The organism is Streptomyces sp. iso_384, from assembly GCF_056172905.1.
In genome coordinates, this window is sequence record NZ_JBWBTT010000001.1 from 5,654,793 (window position 1) to 5,673,443 (window position 18,651).

At 72.1% G+C, this 18,651-nt stretch carries 12 protein-coding genes; 2 read left to right on the forward strand and 10 right to left on the reverse strand.

Going from position 1 to position 18,651, the window contains the following annotated elements; genetic code table 11:
- Window positions 1-102 precede the first annotated feature (102 nt).
- From AC0VY3_RS25325 to AC0VY3_RS25345, 5 genes are all read right to left on the reverse strand, one after another.
- Entirely contained in the window at window positions 103-2,073 is a 1,971-nt protein-coding gene (locus tag AC0VY3_RS25325) for an ATP-dependent DNA helicase (RefSeq protein ID WP_103512830.1), read from the reverse strand.
- 38 nt (window positions 2,074-2,111) lie between these two features.
- Window positions 2,112-4,067 carry an IucA/IucC family protein gene (locus tag AC0VY3_RS25330; RefSeq protein ID WP_103512829.1) on the reverse strand — a complete coding sequence of 652 codons (1,956 nt, stop codon included), beginning with the start codon at window positions 4,065-4,067 and terminating at the stop codon, window positions 2,112-2,114.
- Window positions 4,068-4,127: 60 nt separating this feature from the next.
- The gene (locus AC0VY3_RS25335) at window positions 4,128-4,907 is read right to left on the reverse strand and encodes a GNAT family N-acetyltransferase (protein ID WP_103512828.1); all 780 of its coding nucleotides are present in this window, start codon (window positions 4,905-4,907) and stop codon (window positions 4,128-4,130) included.
- Between the two features lie 83 nt (window positions 4,908-4,990).
- On the reverse strand, window positions 4,991-6,886 hold the full coding sequence (locus AC0VY3_RS25340) for an IucA/IucC family protein (protein ID WP_475550677.1): 1,896 nt from the start codon (window positions 6,884-6,886) through the stop codon (window positions 4,991-4,993).
- A 28-nt stretch (window positions 6,887-6,914) separates the two neighbouring features.
- Window positions 6,915-8,309, reverse strand: a complete 1,395-nt coding sequence (locus tag AC0VY3_RS25345; RefSeq protein WP_475550678.1) for a diaminobutyrate--2-oxoglutarate transaminase family protein — start codon at window positions 8,307-8,309, stop codon at window positions 6,915-6,917.
- Window positions 8,310-8,663: 354 nt separating this feature from the next.
- Between AC0VY3_RS25345 and AC0VY3_RS25350 the strand changes: the two genes are divergently transcribed.
- Together AC0VY3_RS25350 and AC0VY3_RS25355 are read left to right on the forward strand one after the other, a co-directional pair.
- Window positions 8,664-9,833, forward strand: coding sequence for a trypsin-like serine peptidase (locus AC0VY3_RS25350; RefSeq protein ID WP_103512825.1), 1,170 nt, complete (start codon window positions 8,664-8,666; stop codon window positions 9,831-9,833).
- 227 nt (window positions 9,834-10,060) lie between these two features.
- Entirely contained in the window at window positions 10,061-11,236 is a 1,176-nt protein-coding gene (locus tag AC0VY3_RS25355; protein WP_103512824.1) for a trypsin-like serine peptidase, read from the forward strand.
- Between the two features lie 90 nt (window positions 11,237-11,326).
- Here AC0VY3_RS25355 and hflX read toward each other — a convergent pair whose 3' ends face one another.
- The 5 genes from hflX to AC0VY3_RS25380 form a co-directional block, all read right to left on the reverse strand.
- Window positions 11,327-12,847 (reverse strand): GTPase HflX, encoded by a 1,521-nt coding sequence (gene hflX, locus AC0VY3_RS25360; protein ID WP_103512823.1) that lies wholly within the window; start codon window positions 12,845-12,847, stop codon window positions 11,327-11,329.
- 131 nt (window positions 12,848-12,978) lie between these two features.
- Window positions 12,979-14,424: a M1 family metallopeptidase gene (locus tag AC0VY3_RS25365; protein WP_103512822.1), complete on the reverse strand. Its 1,446-nt coding sequence runs from the start codon at window positions 14,422-14,424 to the stop codon at window positions 12,979-12,981.
- Between the two features lie 140 nt (window positions 14,425-14,564).
- A complete protein-coding gene (locus AC0VY3_RS25370; protein WP_103512821.1) occupies window positions 14,565-16,730 on the reverse strand; it encodes a RelA/SpoT family protein in 2,166 nt (721 codons plus the stop codon).
- A gap of 209 nt (window positions 16,731-16,939) precedes the next feature.
- Complete coding sequence (gene dapF, locus AC0VY3_RS25375; RefSeq protein ID WP_103512820.1) at window positions 16,940-17,812, reverse strand: diaminopimelate epimerase; 873 nt, start codon at window positions 17,810-17,812, stop codon at window positions 16,940-16,942.
- Between the two features lie 71 nt (window positions 17,813-17,883).
- Window positions 17,884-18,336 (reverse strand): hypothetical protein, encoded by a 453-nt coding sequence (locus AC0VY3_RS25380; RefSeq protein ID WP_103512819.1) that lies wholly within the window; start codon window positions 18,334-18,336, stop codon window positions 17,884-17,886.
- Window positions 18,337-18,651: the final 315 nt, after the last annotated feature.

An 18,651-nucleotide genomic window follows, 5' to 3' on the forward strand; every position in this document is an offset into this window, starting at 1 on the left:
GACGGAAGCGTCGGTCACGGCTCGTCCGCCCCGGGATCTCTGCCTAGGACGTCGATCATGACGTCGGTCCCGGGGCATTGCCTTGCCCCGGGCCCCCTCCGTCTACGCCCCGTCCGCCTTGGCCTTGGCATCGATGGCGGCCAGTGAGCGGCGCGCCTGGTTCCGGTCCGTGGTGTACCAGAAGTCCGGCAGCGAGGCGCGCAGATAGCTTCCGTACCGCGCGTTGGCCAGCCTCGGGTCCAGCACGGCGACGACGCCCTTGTCGCCCGTGGCCCGGACCAGCCGGCCCGCGCCCTGGGCCATCAGCAGAGCGGCATGCGTCGCCGCCACCGCCATGAAGCCGTTGCCGCCGGCCTCCTCGACCGCCTTCTGCCGGGCGCTCATCAGCGGATCGTCGGGCCGCGGGAACGGGATCCGGTCCATCACCACCAGCTGACAGCTCGGCCCCGGGACGTCGACGCCCTGCCAGAGCGACAGGGTGCCGAAGAGGCAGGTCTCCGGGTCGGCCGCGAAGTTCTTGATCAGCTCGCCGAGCGTCTCCTCGCCCTGGAGCAGGATCGGCTTGTCCAGGCGGCCCCGCAGCTCCTCGGCGGCCGCCTTCGCTCCCCGCATCGAGGAGAACAGCCCCAGCGTGCGGCCGCCGGCCGCCTCCACCAGCTCGGCGAGCTCGTCCAGCATGTCCGTACGCGACCCCTCGCGCCCCGGGGTGTTCAGGTGCCGGGCGACATAGAGGATGCCCTGCTTCGGATAGTCGAACGGGGAGCCGACGTCCAGCCCCTTCCACTGCGGGACGTCCTCGCCCGCCGTGCCCTCAGGGGCCAGCCCGAGGGACGCGCCCACGCCGTTGAAGTCCCCGCCGAGCTTGAGGGTGGCCGAGGTCAGCACCACGGACCGCTCGGCGAAGAGCTTCTCGCGCAGCAGCCCGGAGACGGAGAGCGGGGCGACCCGCACGGAGGCTCCGAACCGGTCGTGCTGCTCGTACCAGACGACGTCGTACTCGGAGCCCTGGGTGATGCGCTCGGCGACGCCGTGGATCGTCTCGACCGAGGCGAGGGCCTGCTTGCGTACGGCGTTCTCGTCCTCGACCGACTTGTCCCGGGTGGCGCCGATGGCGGAGATCACCGTGCGCGCCGCGTCGCGCAGCGCCATCAGCGCGTATCCGAGGTCCTCGGGGACCTCTTCGAGCCGTCCGGGGAGCGCCAGCTCCATGACCCGCTCGAAGCCCTCCGCCGCGGTCTGGAGGGCGTCGGCCGCCTTCTCGTTGACCAGCTTCGCCGCACGGCGGACCGCGCGGTTGACCTGGGCGGGGGTGAGCTCACCGGTGGCGACGCCGGTGACCCGGGAGACCAGCTCATGGGCCTCGTCGACGATCAGCACCTCGTGCGAGGGCAGCACCGGCGCGCCCTCGATGGCGTCGATCGCGAGCAGTGCGTGGTTGGTGACGACCACGTCCGCGAGCTTCGCGCGCTCGCGGGCCGCCTCGGCGAAGCACTCCGCGCCGTACGCGCACTTCGTCGCGCCCAGGCACTCACGCGAGGAGACCGAGATCTGCGCCCAGGCCCGGTCCGAGACGCCGGGGGTCAGATCGTCCCGGTCGCCCGTCTCCGTCTCGTCCGACCAGTCCCGCAGCCGCAGCAGGTCCTGCCCCAGCTTGCTGGACGGGGCCGCCGCCTCGAACTGGTCGAAGAGCCCCTCCTCCTCGTCCTGCGGAACCCCTTCGTGGAGCCGGTGCAGACAGAGGTAGTTCGACCGGCCCTTGAGCATGGCGAACTGCGGACGCCGGCGCAGCAGCGGATGCAGCGAGTCGACCGTACGCGGAAGGTCTCGCTCCACGAGCTGGCGCTGGAGGGCGAGGGTGGCCGTGGCCACGACGACCCGCTCCCCGTGCGCCAGGGCCGGCACCAGATAGCCGAGCGACTTGCCCGTACCGGTGCCGGCCTGGACGAGCAGATGGGATTGGTCGGCGACGGCCTCGGCGACGGCTTCGGCCATGGTGACCTGGCCGGGCCTTTCCGTACCGCCGACGGCGGTGACGGCGGCGTGCAGGAGCTCGGGGAGGGATGGCTTCGTCATAGCCCGACCACCCTACGGCGCACCACTGACAACGGCGGTCACTCCCGGACCCTGGCGGAGGGATGCAACGGGTTGGGGACCGTGCCGTGGATCGCCGCGTGCGGGCGGCTGGCCCGGTCCCGATAGCCGTCGACATGCAGGCGGTTGCGGTTCAGACAGAGGCGTTCGATCTCCGGAGTGAGCATGTCGAACAGCTCGAACCGCTCCTTCAGCTCCGGGAAGCGTGCGTGGTGGCGCACGATCTCCGCCCGGACGAGTGACCAGAAGGTGTCCTCGGAGACGCCGAGCTGCTCCTCGTACAGCGGGGACAGATAGCGGAAGACGCCCACGAAGAGTCCGGAGTGGATGAACTGGGTGAGGAAGGACGGCTCCTCGGTGAGGAGGACGGCGCGCACCTCCTCGGGCATGGCGTCGTGCTCCGGCAGCGGGTGGGCGCTGATGTTGACGTCGTCGACGAAGTCCTTGATCGCGAGCCGTACGGGCACGTCGTTCTCGTCGAACACGACGATGGCGTTCTCGCCGTGCGGGGAGAAGACGGTGCCGTAGCGGTAGAGGAAGTGCAGCAGGGGCGGCAGGAGCGCGGCGAAGAGCCGCTTCAGCCAGGTCTCCGGGGAGAGGCCGGAGCGTTCGACCAGCTCGGCGGTGAACGCGCGGCCCGCCGGGTCCGTATGAAGGAGCGAGGCGAGCGTGCGGGCGCGCTCGCCCGGCGCGAGGCGGGGCGGCAGGGGCTCCCGCCAGATCGCGCCGAGGAGTTCCTTGTACTGGTAGGGCGCTTCGGGGAGGTGGTCGTACAGCGGATGTTCCACGGCGACGGAGGCGACCTCGCCGAGGAGGACGACCCGGCAGGTGTCGCGCAGGAACGGGTCGTCCTCGCACAGGCCCTGCACCCAGGCGGTGACCGCGGGCGCGGCGAGGGTCCGTTCGGTCGGCAGGCCGCGCCAGACCAGGGTGTTGAGGATGGAGAGCGGGAGCTTCACGGTGTGCCGCTCGGGCCGTTCCACGTTGGCGAAGGTGCGGATGGACTGCTGCGGGAGGCGCGCGTCGCCGTCGGTGTGCAGGGCCACGATGTCGCCGTCGGCGATGGCCGGGGCGAAGAGCGGCACGATCCACTCGTCCCACTGCCAGGGGTGCACGGGGAGGTAGAGGTAGTCCCGCGGGTCGTGTCCCCGGCTCCGCAGCTCTTCGGCGAAGGCGTCCTGGACGTCCCCGTCGAGCTCACCGGCGTACAGCTGGTCGGGGGTGGTGAGACGGCCGACGCCCCGGTACTGAGCGATGCGGGTGCTGACCGCGATCCAGGGCAGCCGGAGCGGGCTGCGGGTCTCGGGGGTGAAGCGGGCGGCGTCGGCGGCGGAGAAGCCGAGCCGCCCCTTGCTCGCCACCAGCCAGGGGTGGCCGGTCTGGTGACCCTCCAGCTCCGCGTAGTCCAGGGCGGCGAGCCGGTCCGCGGTGAGTGCGGTGTGGTCGAGCCGGGCGTCGGCGGACAGGGTCCGGGTCAGCTCGCGGATGAGGTGGCCGAGCGTCGTGCCGTCGAGACCGAGGAGCTCGCGGGCCCGGACGAGGAACGTCAGCGGGTCGCGGAACGGCCGGGATCCGGCGGCGGAGGCGGAGCCGTTGGACGGTGCGTCGACGGATCCGGTGGTGGCCGGTGAGCCGTTGGACTGCGCGTCGGTGGGCGAGGCGGCCGGTGTGCCGTCGGTGCGGGCGGCCGGGGGCTGCGCGGTGGTCTCGATCGAGTCGGGGTCGACGCGCCAGCTGCCGTAGACGCCGCGCCGGGCGGTGAAGGCGAGCATGCCCCCGTCGTCGAGGGTCAGCCGGTGGAGCCCGTCGCTCCCGGGCCCCGGGACCGGCTCGATGATCTTCTCGTAGGCGAACTCGCCGAGCATCTTGGCGAGGAGCCGTGCTGCGGCCCGGTCCCAGATCTGCCGGTCCAGCTCCGGAGGGCTGAACAGCTGCGGGGACTCGGCTGAATCACGGCTCGCGGGATATGTCGGCACGGGGACTCCTCCGGATGGAACCTATGAGGTTCGAGCGGTGTGGAAAGTGCGGCGAGTAAGTCACAGCTGAGCTCGGTACGTTCGGTCGCGGATCATCAGCGCGGCGCGTTTGTCGGGGAGATCCACTTCGGCGGAGAAGCGGAAACCGGCGCTGAGGAACGCGGATACGGACGGGGTGTTGCGCAGGTCGGGCTCGGCGACGACCCGCCCGCACCGCGGAAGGTTGTCCAGGACGAGGCCGGTGACGGCGCGGATCAGGGTGGTGCCCACGCCCCGGCCACGGCTGTTCACGCCCCCGATGAGGAGGTGGATGCCGGTGTCGTGCGGGCGGGCCGGGTAGTGGCGGGCCAGCGGGTCGAGGTCGGCGCGGTAGATCTCCCAGTAGCTCATGGGCGTGCCGTCGAGCACGCCGAGGCAGGGGATGCTGCGTCCGTCCCCTTCGAGCTGGGGCCTGAGGTGGTCGGCGGTGACGGACTCCGGTCCGGCGAGTTCCCAGAAGGCCGCCACGGCGGGGTCGTTCATCCAGCGGCTGAGGACGGGAAGATCGCGCTCCGGCCGGACGGGCAGCAGCGCGAACTCCCCCGCAGCCGTGGCCGCGGGCGGCCAGGTCCCCGGGTCGCCCAGCAGCTCCTGGGGGACCCTCGCCCGGTCCGCCCCGGTGTTCCGCTCCTCGGCGATCAGCGCGAGGAGCTCCTCGGTGAGCTTCAGGTCGAGGGTGTCCTCGACGGCGTTACGCTCACCCGCACCGCTGCCGGACCGCTCGGCCAAGCCGGGGTCGGCCAAGCCGGCATCGGGTTCCGCTGAGGCGTCGGGTTCCGCTGAGGCGTCGGCGGGAGGCACGGTGGCGCTCTCCTCTCTGGACCGGGTGCGGTCGGTGGGCTGCTCCGGAACGGGTGCGCTCGGAGTCTGCCTGGTGCGGGTGCTCAGCTGTGCAGCGGGTTGGCGATGGTGACGTAGACGGACTGGGTGTCGACCGGCCCGACCAGCTCGTCGAGGCCGTGCAGCCGGGTCAGCAGGTTCGCCTTGCAACGCAGTTGGCGGTTCTCCAGGAGATACGCGGGCAGGGGCGAGCCCAGTTCCGCGGACTCCGTGAGGAAGTGGCGCAGGACGGTGAGGAGTTCCTGTTCGTCGGCCAGGCGCTGGGCCCCGAACGCCCCGATCAGGCCGAGGACGTTGTTGATGCCGAGGTAGTAGGCGAACCGCTCGTCGGTGACGGGGTCGGAGACGAAGGTGTCGCTGACGGTGCCGATGCCGGGAAGGCGCTGTTCCAGCTCGGCGCGGCGGGAGTCACGGAAGTAGTAGCCCTGGTTGTCCCGGTAGCGGCCGCCGACGGGCCAGCCGTCCGGGTCGAGCAGCACGAGGGTGTTCTGCTGGTGGGCTTCGAGCGCGACGCCGCCGTGGGCGTCGAGCCAGAGCACGGGGCGCACGACGTGGTGCAGATAGCGCCGGAACCATTCGGCGGAGACGGCGGTGGTGGAGCGGCCGGTGCGGGCGGCCAGCCAGGAGACGGCCTCGGCGAGCCGGGAGCGCATGCCGGGACTGCCGGGCCGGGGGCGCTCGGCGGTGAGTCCCGCGATGCAGGCGGCGTCGTCGCCCGGGCCGAAGGGGTTGTGGCGGAGCACCACGTCGAGCCCGGTGACCGGTGCGCCCTCCGGGTCGTCGACGGCGAGCCAGGCGGGGTCCCGGACGATGTCGAAGCCGGGGTGCTCCCGCTGCCACTGCTCGGCGAGTCCGGTCGACAGGAGGCGGTGGACCTCGACGCCCCGGTGCAGCTCCTTGCGGAGGTTCTCGCGGCGGGAGTTGGTGATGCGTACGCCGAGGGAGAGCTTGAGCATCACCCGCGCGCCGGGCCGGTGGACGGTGCGGATGGAGGAGGTGGGGTGCCAGTGCTCGCCGTGCGGGCCGAGGTCGTGGAGCAGGCCGGTGGCGGCGAGGGCCTGGACCCCGGGGCGGTGCAGCAGATCGGCGGCCTGCCAGGGGTGTACGGGGACGGCGACGGTGCCCGGCGGCAGGGTCAGCCCTTCGGCGTGCGGGGCGAGCAGCTCCTCGGCGGTGGCCGGAGCGCCCTCGGTCCAGGCGGAGTCGGTGGCGGTCAGCGACCGGTCGACGGCGAACCAGTGGAGCGGGAAGGAGCCGTGGAGCTCGGGCGAATAGCGGCGGGCCTCCGATTCGGAGAGGCCCTCGCGGCTCTTGGGCGTGGGGTGGAGCGGGTGGCCGAGCAGCAGGGCCTGTTCGGCGGTGAGGAAGAGATCGGCCCCGGCGGGGTCCGCCGGGCTGCGCCGGCGCTGCTCGATGAAGACGGCGGTGTGGCGCACGGAGTCGGCGACCCGGCCGACCAGATCGCCCGCGCCGCTCTCGCCGCCCTCGCGGCCGATGAGGACGGCGACGGTGGCGGCGTCGGCGGGCGGGGCGTCGGCGGGGGCGTTCTCCAGGACGGGCGCGCCGAAGCGGTGGGCTCCGGTGGCGGACCAGTAGCGCACGGGGACGAGGAGGGCGGTGCCGCTGGCGGGGAAGGCGATGCGCAGGGTGTCGCCTTCGGGGCGGGGCAGGTCGGTCTCCCGGGTCCAGCAGCGCAGCAGGCTCTCCGTGCCCGCCGCGTCGGCGGCCCGCACCGGGTCCGGGTCGTCGAGCGCGTCGGGCCTCGGACCTTGATCCACCAGGTCCGGACCGGGCGCGTACGCGGCGGCGTTGGGATCACGCGGGGTTTTCTGGCGGGGCACCGTCGTCGCCTCGACCGTGCCGGGGGCGGCCGGTCCGTCCTGCCCTCGGAGCTGGGGGGTACCGGGGCCGTCGGCCTCGGACGCGGGGGTGGGGTTCACGGCGTTCTTCCTTGTGGGGATTCCGGGTTCAGGTGGTCGGCCCGGCGGTGGTCCGACGGTGCCGGGAGCGTGTCGCGGCTGCCAGCGCGTCGGCGAGACGGTCGACGACGGCACTCGCCTGCTCGTCGGTGAGGGTGAGGGGCGGCAGGAGGCGGACCACGGCGTCGTGCCGGCCGCCCAGTTCGACGATGAGGCCGCGCCGCAGGCATTCCTGCTGGACGGCGAGGGCGAGGGCCGGGTCGGGCGGCGGGGCCGGGGCGGGGTCGCCGGCTTCGGCGGGCAGGGGCGCGCGCTCGGGATCCACCAGCTCCAGGCCGATCATCAGTCCCCGCCCCCGTACGTCACCGATGCCCGGGTGATGCGCCCTCAGTTCCCTCAGGCGGGCGAGCATCCGGGCTCCCAGGACCGCCGCGCGGTCCGCCAGTTGATTCTCCCTGACGTACGCGAGCGTGGCCGCGCCCGCCGCCATGGCGAGCTGGTTGCCACGAAACGTACCCGCGTGCGCGCCCGGCTGCCAAAGATCCAGCTCAGCGCGGTAGACGATCACCGCGAGGGGCAGGGAGCCGCCGATCGCCTTGGAGAGGACCATGACGTCGGGCACGATCCCGCTGTGCTCGACGGCCCAGAACGTGCCGGTCCTGCCGACCCCGGTCTGCACCTCGTCGGCGATGAGCGGGATGGAGCGGTCCGCGGTGATCCGGCGCATGCGGCGCAGCCAGGCGTCCGGGGCCGGGTTGACGCCGCCCTCGCCCTGGACCGGCTCCACGATCATCCCGGCCGGGGCCGGCACTCCGCCCTTGTGGTCGTCCAGGAGGTGTTCGGTCCAGCGGGCGGCGAGCGCCGCGCCGTGCTCGCCGCCGGTCCCGAACGGGCAGCGGTAGTCCTGTGGGAAGGGCAGCCGGGTGACCCGTACGTCGGTGGCTCCGCCGGAGGCCTCCAGGGCGCCGGCGGTCATGCCGTGGTAGGCGCCGGTGAAGGTCAGCAGGCCGGTGCGGCCGGTGGCGGCGCGGACCAGTTTGAACGCGGCCTCGACGGCGTCCGTGCCGGCGGGGCCGCAGAACTGGATGCGAGCGTTGTCGGCGAACTGCCGCGGCAGGGTGGCGAACAGCTCGGTGGTGAAGGCGTCCTTGACCGGGGTGGCGAGGTCCAGCACGTGCAGCGGGGCGCCGGAGTCGATGACCTTTCGGATGGCTTCGAGCACGACGGGGTGGTTGTGCCCGAGCGCCAGGGTGCCCGCCCCCGACAGACAGTCCAGATAGCGCCGTCCGTCCGCGCCCTCGATGGTGAGCCCGCGGGCGCGCACCGGGACGATCGGCAGGGACCGTGCGTAGGTGCGGGCCGCCGATTCGCGCAGGGACTGGCGGCGGAGGATGCCCTCGTGCGCGGAGGGCGGCGCCACCGGTGCGGGTTCGGTCACGGACACGGCTCTTGATCCTCCTGCGGTAACAGTTGCGTTGCACGTCGGTACGTTTTCGCGCGGACGCACCAAGGGCGTGAACGCTGTCCTGGTGTCCCCCGTACGAACCAACGACGCCGTCCGCGATGGATCACGGGTAAATCGGAACATCCTCGCGGCGACGGAACCGCGGACCTGCCGCGTACCGTCACCATCGGCACCGGCATAGTGGGGGCCGCACAGCGGCGCGGAAGCACCCGCTCCGGCGCCCGAAGTGTCCGAACGCAGCACGAGTACCGAGTGACGAAGTCCCAGGGGGATCACGACATGCGACCCATTCGCCCGACCGATACCGCACGGCGCGGGAGGCGCGCACGGCGCATGCCCTCCTCCGCGCTCGCCGCGACCGCCGTCGCCGCCGTGCTGGCGCTCACCGCCACCGCGTGCGGCCCGGAGGAGGACAACGCGGGCCCCACGCCCAGCGCCTCCGCCGAACAGTCCTCCGACGGCAAGGTCACGATTCCGGACGACCTCAAGAACCGTCTCAAGGAACACGGCATCGACCCCGACAAGTGGCGGGACGGTGAGTGGAAGAACTGGGACAAGGACAAGTGGCTGCGTGAGGCCAAGGACTTCGTCAACCCGATCATCGACGGTCTGTGGGACCCGGACCGGATGCGGGAGGCCGACAAGCCCCCGGAGAATCCGGTCGACAACGACATCTCGGGCGACGACGGTGTGACGGATCCGACGCCGGCCCCGGTCCAGGCCGCCGGTGTCGCGACGCCGTACCACGACAACGCCCCGGAGTCCGGGAAGCTGCTCTTCGACGGCCCGCAGGGCTCGATGGTCTGTTCCGCGACCGTGGTGAAGGACCCGGCGAACCCCGGCAAGTCCAACATGGTGTGGACCGCCGGGCACTGTGTGCACGCGGGCAAGAAGGGCGGCTGGTACCGCAACATCGCCTTCGTCCCGGCGTACAACAACGACGGCCTGTCGCTGGACCAGCTGGAGACCGCGCCCAAGGAGAAGATAGCTCCGTACGGTGTGTGGTGGGGCCAGTGGGCCCAGACCTCCGAGCAGTGGATCGAGCAGGGCGCCGCGGTCGGCGGCCAGGGCGCGCCGTACGACTTCGCGGTGCTGCACGTGACGCCGGAGAAGGGTGCGGGCGGCAAGTCGCTGGAGGAGACGGTCGGTTCGGCGCTGCCGGTGGAGTTCAACGCTCCGGCCGTGCCGCAGATCACCGACATGACGGCCACCGGCTACCCGGCCGCGCCGCCGTACGACGGTCAGAAGCTGCTCCAGTGCAAGGACAAGCCGGGCCGGCTCTCCGTCTTCCGGAGCCAGCCCACGATGTACCGCATCGGCTGCACGATGACCGGTGGCTCCTCCGGCGGCGGCTGGGTGGCGGCGGGGCAGGACGGCAAGCCCGCTCTGGTCTCGAACACCTCGATCGGCCCGGTCACGGCGGGCTGGCTGGCCGGTCCGCGGCTCGGCAAGGAGGCCGAGGGCATCTACCGCGCGGTGAGTGAGAAGTACGCGGGTCAGTAGGGCCCGCCCGTCCGGGTCCGTGTGCGTCCGTGGCCCCCGCAGTCGTCTGCCGGGGGCCACGGACGCAAACGGACCCGGCTCCGGCGTTCGGCTCCGGCGTTCGGCTCCGGCGTTCGACATGACAAGCGCATGACAGAATGCTCGACCGCGCCCGCACACCACCGCGCTTCCGCGCATCGTGCGCCCGCGCGCCACCGTACGACTCAGTTGTTCAGGGGGATCTCTTCATGCGATCGATACGTCCGCTGCTGGCCGCCACCGGCCTCGTCGCGGCGCTCACACTGACGGCCACGGCCTGCGGCCCGGACGAGGACGCCGCCTCCGCCGCCAAGCCGTCCGCCTCCGACGGGGCGGCCGGCAAGGGCCCCGCCGGCGGCCTGCCCGGTGATCTGGGCGACGCCCTGGAGAAGCACGGTGTGGACCCGGAGAAGTGGAAGGACGGGGGGTGGAAGAACTGGGACAAGGACGGCTGGCTCCGCAAGGCCGAGGACTTCGTCAACCCGGTCATCGAGGGCCTGTGGAAGCCGGACCGGATGGCCTCGGCCGACGAGCCCGCCAAGACGATGGCGGCCGGCGACCTCTCCGCGGGCCAGGACGTCAGCGACCCGGAGCCCGCACCGGTGCAGGCCAAGCCGGAGAAGACCCCGTACCACCGGCACGCCGCTCCGGTCGGCAAGGTCTTCTTCGACTCCCCCAAGGGCTCCATGGTGTGCTCGGGCACGGTCGTGAAGGACCCGAGGAACCCGGGCCGGTCCAACCTCGTGTGGACCGCCGGACACTGTGTGCACGCGGGCGCGGGCGGCGGCTGGTACCGCAACATCGTCTTCGTGCCCTCGTACAACGACCAGGGCAAGAACGCGGCGCAGCTGCGGACCGCGCAGCCGCAGGAGATCGCCCCCTACGGCACCTACTGGGCGGACTGGGCCGCGTCCTCCGGCGAGTGGATCTCCGGCGGCGGTCCGACGGGCGGTGCGGGCGCGCCGTACGACTACGCGATCCTGCACGTGAAGCCCGAGAAGGGCACGAAGTCCCTGGAGGAGACGGTGGGCAACGCGCTGCCGGTCTCCTTCGACGCTCCGGAGGTCCAGCAGATCAGCGGCATGGGCGCCTGGGGCTACCCGGCCGGTCCGCCGTACGACGGTCTGCTGATGCACCAGTGCGTCGACCGTCCCGGTCGGCTCTCGATCGCCCCGGGCACCCCGACCATGTACCGGATCGGCTGCACGATGACCGGCGGCTCCTCCGGTGGCGGCTGGTTCGTCGCCGGTCCTGACGGGAAGTCGATGCTGGTGTCCAACACCTCGATCGGCCCGGTCACTTCAGGCTGGCTGGCCGGTCCTCAGCTCGGTGAGGACGCCCGGCGCACCTTCACGATGATGAGCGACAAGTTCGCCGGCCGGTAGTCCCGGCCGCCGACCGTACGACGAAGGCCCGGCCCCCTATCCCGGAAGAGAGGGGGCCGGGCCTTCGGCTGTCGTGCGATCGGGCCACCGTCAGTGCGCGACGGGGACGAAGGTCCCGAGCTCGGCGGCCAGCTCCTCGTGGACCTGGGCCTTGAGCAGGGTGCCCTCGGCGGTGTGCTCCTCGGAGAGCACCTCGCCCTCGGCGTGCACCCGGGAGACCAGGGCCCCCTGGATGTACGGCACGAGCACCTCGATCTCGACGGAAGGACGGGGCAGCTCGGCATCGATGAGCGCGAGCAGCTCGTCGATGCCGGCGCCGGTCCTGGCCGAGACCGCGATGGCGTACTTCTCGTTGCGCAGCAGCCGCTGGAGGACCAGAGGGTCCGCCGCGTCCGCCTTGTTGATCACGACGATCTCTCGTACGTTCACCGCGCCGACGTCCCGGATGACCTCGCGCACCGCGGCGAGCTGCTCCTCCGGCACCGGGTGGGAGCCGTCCACCACATGGAGGATGAGATCGGACTCGCCGACCTCCTCCATCGTGGAGCGGAACGCCTCGACGAGGTGGTGCGGCAGGTGCCGGACGAACCCGACGGTGTCGGCCAGGGTGTAGATACGGCCGCTCGGCGTCTCGGCCCGGCGGACGGTCGGGTCCAGGGTGGCGAACAGGGCGTTCTCCACCAGGACTCCGGCCCCGGTCAGGCGGTTGAGCAGCGAGGACTTGCCCGCGTTGGTGTATCCCGCGATGGCGACGGAGGGCACCTTGTTGCGCTTGCGCTCCTGCCGCTTGATCTCGCGGCCGGTCTTCATCTCCGCGATCTCCCGGCGCATCTTCGCCATCTTCTCGCGGATCCGTCGCCGGTCCGTCTCGATCTTGGTCTCACCCGGACCACGGGTGGCCATGCCGCCACCGCCGCTGGAACCGCCGCCGCCCATCTGACGGGAGAGCGACTGACCCCAGCCGCGCAGCCTGGGCAGCATGTACTGCATCTGCGCGAGCGAGACCTGCGCCTTGCCCTCTCGGGACTTGGCGTGCTGGGCGAAGATGTCGAGGATCAGGGCGGTCCGGTCGACCACCTTGACCTTGACGACGTCTTCCAGGTGGATCAGCTGGCCGGGGCTCAGCTCACCGTCGCAGACGACGGTGTCGGCACCGGATTCGAGCACGATGTCACGCAGCTCCAACGCCTTGCCCGAGCCGATGTAGGTGGCCGGGTCGGGCTTGTCGCGCCGCTGGTACACCGCGTCGAGCACCTGGGCGCCCGCCGTCTCGGCGAGTGCGGCGAGCTCCGCGAGGGAGATCTCCGCGTCGTGCACCGTCCCCGAGGTCCAGACGCCCACCAGCACCACGCGCTCCAGGCGCAGCTGGCGGTACTCGACCTCGGTGACGTCCTCGAGCTCCGTGGAGAGACCGGCCACGCGTCGCAGCGCGGCACGCTCGGAGCGGTCCAGCTGTTCGCCGTCCCGTGCTCCGTCGATCTCGTGGCTCCAGGCGACGTCCTCTTCCATCAGGGCGTCGGCCCGGCGGGCCTCGGTGAGGCTCTCGGTGGTGTTCTCCGTGGCGCTCTGCGCGTCCTGCGCGTCCTGGGGAAGGGAAGAAGAGGAGGTCATTGGATCCTTACGTCGATAGAAGTCTTTACGCCAGTCACAACGTGTGATCTTCCCGGATGATTCCCTTCCGGGAACTCCGGTGCGGTCCGCCGTGCCGACGCGTCGATAGTGGCACGGCTCCGCCGGGCCCGTCACGCGGGTTTCGCGCTGCTCCAGTCCGGGTGTCCGGGCATCGGCGGGGTCTTCTCGCCGTACAGCCAGCCGTCGAAGAAGGCGGTCAGATCACGGCCCGCGATGCCGGAGGCGAGCCGCGTGAAGTCCGCGGTGGTCGCCGTGGAGTCCCGGTGCACCCGGACCCAGGTGCGCTCCAGCCGGTCGAAGGCGGCCTCGCCGATCTCCTGGCGCAGCGCGTAGAGCACCAGCGCGCTGCCGTCGTACATGACCGGGCGGAACAGGCTGAGCTTCTGCCCCGGGGCCGGGCCGTCCGGGTGCGCCGGAGGGCCGCCGTCCGCGCGCCAGCCGTCGGAGAGCTCGTACGCCTGTCGCATCCGCCGCTCCAGGGTCCCGCCGCCGTTCTCCTCGGCGTACCGGGCCTCGTACCAGCTGGCGTGTCCTTCGTTGAGCCACAGGTCGGACCAGCTCGCGGGCGAGACGCTGTCGCCGAACCACTGGTGGGCCAGCTCGTGGATCATCACCGATTCGACGTACCACTCCGGGTAGCCGGGCTCGGTGAAGAAGGACTTGCCGAACAGCGAGAGCGTCTGGGTCTCCAGGGCGAAGCCGATGGGACTGTCGGCGACGAGCACCCCGTACGTCTCGAAGGGGTAGCGGCCGACCTTCTCCTCCATCCAGGTCAGATGGGCCGGGGTCTTCCGCAGCCAGGGCTCCAGCTTCTTCCGGTCGGCGGCCGGGACGACGTCGCGCACCGGCAGCCCGTGCGGTCCGGTGCGGTGCGCGACGGCGGAGCTGCCGATGGAGACCTGGGCCAGCTCGGTGGCCATGGGGTGCTCGGTGCGATAGGTCCAGGTGGTCGTGGAGCCGTGCCGGGTCTTCCCCACGGGCAGGCCGCCCGCGACCGCCGTCAGCTTCTCGGGGGCGGTGATCCGGAAGGTGAAGTACGCCTTGTCCGAGGGATGGTCGTTGCTGGGGAAGACGCGGTGGGCGGCGTCGGCCTGGTTGGCCATGGCCAGCCCGTCGGCGGTACGGACCCAGCCGCCGTCGTCGCCGGATCCGCTCGGGTCGCTGGTGTGCCGGACGGTGATGTTCAGCGGTACGCCCGCGGGAAGGCGGCGGGGGGCCTGGAGGACGAGGTCCTCGTTCTTGCTGCCGAAGTCGACGCTCTGCCCGTTGACCTCGACGTCCCGGACGGTGCCCCGGGCGAAGTCGAGGTTGATCCGGTCGAGCGGGGCGGTGGTGCGGGCCCTGATCCTGGTGACGGCGTCCAGGGGCTCGGTGTTGCTGCCGTGGTACGTGAGGGCGATGTCGTACGCGAGGACGTCGTAGCCGGGGTTGCCCAGCTCGGGGAAGAGCCGGTCGCCGATGCCCAGGGGCTCGGGTGCGGGCAGTGTGGCGGCGACGAGGGTGGCCGAGGCGGTCGCCAGCAGGGCGGCGCGCAGGCGGCGGGTCAGGAGCGGCATGGACTACCGCTATCAGCGCGGCGCCGCCCGGCAGGGGAGCCGCGCGCCGCACCACCCGAACGAGAACGCCCGGACCGTGGCCGCTCTCGGCCGCCCGTGGCTGTTCGGCCGGCCCTGACCGTCCAGCCGCCCCTGGCCGTTCAGCCGGCCGGTGCCGGGTGCTGGGCGCGGCTGACGTCGTAAACCCCGGCGACCTCGCGCATGGCCCGCATCAGGGCGGGAAGACCCGCCGCGTCGGGGAGCTGGAGGGTGTAGGTGTGGCGGACCCGCTGCTCGCTGGGCGGCTCCACGGTGGCGGAGACGATCGCCGCCTCGGCGGTGGCGATGGCCTCGGTGAGGTCGGCGAGGAGCCGGGGGCGGCCGAAGGACTCGGCGACGAGGGTGACCCGGCAGCCCGCTTCGGACTCCCGGCCCTCGGCGTCCGCCCAGCGGGCCCCGACCGGGGCACGGCCGATCTCCTGCATGGCGGCCACGGCGGGACACTCACGGCGGTGCACGGTGACCGCGCCACCGCGGACGACGAAGCCGGTCAGCTCGTCGGGGGGCACCGGCGTACAGCAGCCGGCCAGGCGCACCGGACCACCCGCCCCCTCGACGACGACGCCCGTGGCGCGGGGGCCGGAGCGGGTGCGCGCCGGTGCGGTGACCTGGGCGTCGCGTTCCGGGACGGGGTCGGCGGGGCCGGGTGTGCCCGCGCCCACGGACGTCATCGTCGAGGGGGTGGGCTTCGCCTCGTCGGGGTGGTCGGTGAGCCAGCCGGTGATCGCGATCCGGGCGGCGGGGGTGCGCACATGGTCGAGCCAGTCGGGCGAGGGGCCGGACGCGGTGTCCTGGGCGAGCAGCAGCTGCACGGTGTCGCCGTCGCTGAGGACGGTGCTCAGGGTGGCGAGGCGGCCGTTGACCCGGGCGCCGATGGAGGTGTGGGCCCGGTCGCCGTACTGCGCGTAGGCGGCGTCGACGCAGCTGGCCCCGGCGGGCAGCCCGAGAGTGCCGCCGTCGGTGCGGAACACGGTGATCTCGCGGTCCTGGGCGAGGTCGTCGCGCAGGGTGGTCCAGAAGGTGTCGGGGTCGGTGGCGGACTCCTGCCAGTCCAGCAGCCGGGAGAGCCAGCCGGGCCGGGTCGGGTCGGCGCGCTCGTCGGACGGCTCGGCGTGCTGGGCGGCCGCGTGGTCCTGGGCGTACGGGTTGCCCAGCGCGACGACGCCCGCCTCGGCGACCTTGTGCATCCGGTGCGTACGGATGAGGACTTCGGCGACCGCGCCCTCGGGGCCGACGACGGCGGTGTGCAGCGACTGGTACAGGTTGAACTTGGGGGCGGCGATGAAGTCCTTGAACTCGGAGATCACCGGGGTGAAGCAGGTGTGCAGTTCCCCGAGGACGGCGTAGCAGTCGGCGTCCTCGGTGACGAGGACGAGCAGCCGGCCGAAGTCGGTGCCGCGCAGTTCGCCGCGTTTCCGGCGGACCCGGTGCACGGAGACGAAGTGGCGTGGCCTGATGAGGACTTCGGCGCTGATACCGGCGTCGCGCAGGGTGTGGCGTACGTTGTCGGCGATGGTGTCGAGGGGGGCGTCCGGGCCCGCCACGGCGGCGATCAGGGCACGGGTGTGTTCGTACTCCTCGGGGTGCAGGATCGCGAAGACCAGGTCCTCCAGCTCGGTCTTGAGCGCCTGCACGCCGAGCCGCTCGGCGAGCGGGATGAGGACGTCGCGGGTGACCTTGGCGATCCTGGCCTGCTTCTCGGGGCGCATCACACCGAGGGTGCGCATGTTGTGCAGCCGGTCCGCGAGCTTGATCGACATGACCCGGACGTCGTTGCCGGTGGCGACGAGCATCTTGCGGAAGGTCTCCGGTTCGGCGGCGGCGCCGTAGTCGACCTTCTCCAGTTTGGTGACGCCGTCGACGAGATAGCAGACCTCGTCGCCGAACTGCTCCCGCACCTGATCGAGCGTCACTTCCGTGTCCTCGACGGTGTCGTGGAGCAGGGAGGCGGTGAGGGTGGTGGTCTCGGCGCCGAGCTCGGCGAGGATCAGGGTGACGGCCAGCGGGTGCGTGATGTACGGCTCGCCGCTCTTGCGCATCTGGCCGCGGTGCGAGGACTCCGCGAGGACGTAGGCCCGGTGCAGGATGGTCAGGTCGGCGTCGGGGTGGTGGGCGCGGTGCGCCTCGGCGACATGGCCGATGGCGTCGGGCAGCCGGTCGCGGGAGACCGGGCCGCGCAGTGCCACCCGGCCCAGCCTGCGCAGATCGATCCGGGGGCGGCTCCGCCTGCGAAGGGGAGCGCCCGGATCGGCGGCCTCTGCACTCATGGGCACCTCCGGCGGCTCGGCCGGCGGGGCGAGGACTGGATGCGCCTCGGGGCCGGTGCTTGATGCTATCGAGCCCACCACGTGGCACGGTCCAGCTCTCGCCCAGCGTGAAACGGATCACCCATTCGAGCGAAGCTCCGGCCGATCACCATTTCGAGCGAAACCGGCCGGGTGGCTGTTTCGAGCCGGCCGGAAGGGCCGGACAGCCCTTAGTCGGTGACCGTGTCCAGCCAGGCCGGGTCGATGACGCCCTCGGCGACGATCACGGCGGGGCCGGTCATGTCGATCGAGCCGTCGGGGTGCTCGGTGATGACGAGGGTGCCGCCGGGGAGATCCACCCGATACGTCGCGGGGAGGCCGGTCCCGGTGGGGTCGGCGCCGTCGCGGCGGGCGGTGGCGACGGCGACCGCGCAGGCGCCGGTACCGCAGGAGCGGGTCTCGCCGGAGCCCCGCTCATGGACGCGCATACCGACGTGGCGCGGGCCCCGGTCGACGACGAATTCGACGTTGACGCCTTCGGGGTAGACGGCCTCGGGGCTGATCGGCGGTGCGGTGAACAGGTCGCCGGCGTGGTCGAGGTCGTCGACGAAGGCGACCGCGTGGGGGTTGCCCATGTTGACGTTGCGGGCGGGCCAGCTGCGGTCGCCGACGGTGACCGTGACGCTCTCGTCGGGCAGCACGGCGCGCCCCATGGAGACGGTGATGTCGCCGTTCTTGGCGAGGTGCACCCGTTTGGGGCCGCCCCGGGTGGCGACGGTGAGGTCGCCCTCCTCGACGAGACCTGCGCGCTGGAGGTAGTGGGCGAAGACGCGCACACCGTTGCCGCACATCTCGGCGATCGAGCCGTCCGCGTTGCGGTAGTCCATGAACCACTCGGCGGTCTCCGCCATGTCCCGTGCCTCGGGGTGGGCGGCGGACCGCACGACGTGCAGCAGACCGTCGCCGCCGATGCCGGCCCGGCGGTCGCAGAGCCGGGCGACGACGGCCGCGGGCAGCGTGAGGGCGTTGTCCGGGTCCGGGACGATCACGAAGTCGTTCTCGGTGCCGTGACCCTTGAGGAAGGCGATCTGCGAGGTGCTCACAGGCCAACTGTACGAGGCGGCGCCGACAACCCGCACGAGCGGCCGGTCGTACGGGCAGCGCCGCGACGCCGTCAGCGCAGCCGGGCCACGCGCCAGACGGCGAGGGCGACCAGGGCGACGCCGGTCGCGGCGTACAGGGCGATCACCCGCCAGTCGGGGCGGTCGCCCGAGCCGCGGGTGGGCAGTCCCGGCCAGGTGTGGCCGACGCGGCGGGCCGCCATCATGCCCCAGCCGGCCGCGCAGCAGCTGATCAGGAGACCCAGCATGGCGACGATCGCGCCGCCGTCACCGAACTCGAAGGCGAGCGGGAAGGCGAACATCAGCGAGCCGACCGCGGCCAGCATGACGATGGGCGCGAGCTGCCAGATCCGCAGCTTGCGGGTGGGCCGCAGCTCGACCTCGACCTCGGGGGTCACGTCCTGCTCGTCGGGCCCGTCCGGGCTCAGCCGTCCCGCGGTCTCCCGCTGTGACGGCACCTCGTGCTCTGTGTCGCGCTGCTCCGTGTCGCGAGGGCCGGCCTCCATCGCCACGCGCCCTCCCAACTCGGACTCCACTGGTGGATCGATGCTCGATGATGGCACGATCACGGGTGCCGAATTGACGGCCGGAGCTTCCCGATGCCATCACGTGATCAGGCTGTTATCGCCCCGCTTTTGGGTTTATGCAGGTCAGGCGGCCGCCCCCGGCCGGAGGGCCTGCGAGAGGTCAGCAATAGGCCCAGGTCAGCGCCGGATTGAGCGGTCGCGACACGCCTCGACGGGGAACCAGCTCGATCACATCGAACAAGCTTGCGTGGATGGCTGGAGCTTCTTCAAGCCCTGCACATGTCGCAGACCCTC

Coding starts and splice junctions, on each gene's coding strand:
- AC0VY3_RS25325 (WP_103512830.1), bottom strand. CDS start 2,073: ATGACGAAGCCATCCCTCCCCGAGCTCCTGCACGCCGCCGTCACCGCC.
- hflX (WP_103512823.1), bottom strand. CDS start 12,847: ATGACCTCCTCTTCTTCCCTTCCCCAGGACGCGCAGGACGCGCAGAGC.
- AC0VY3_RS25365 (WP_103512822.1), bottom strand. CDS start 14,424: ATGCCGCTCCTGACCCGCCGCCTGCGCGCCGCCCTGCTGGCGACCGCC.
- AC0VY3_RS25380 (WP_103512819.1), bottom strand. CDS start 18,336: ATGGAGGCCGGCCCTCGCGACACGGAGCAGCGCGACACAGAGCACGAG.
- AC0VY3_RS25350 (WP_103512825.1), top strand. CDS start 8,664: ATGCCCTCCTCCGCGCTCGCCGCGACCGCCGTCGCCGCCGTGCTGGCG.
- AC0VY3_RS25370 (WP_103512821.1), bottom strand. CDS start 16,730: ATGAGTGCAGAGGCCGCCGATCCGGGCGCTCCCCTTCGCAGGCGGAGC.
- AC0VY3_RS25355 (WP_103512824.1), top strand. CDS start 10,061: ATGCGATCGATACGTCCGCTGCTGGCCGCCACCGGCCTCGTCGCGGCG.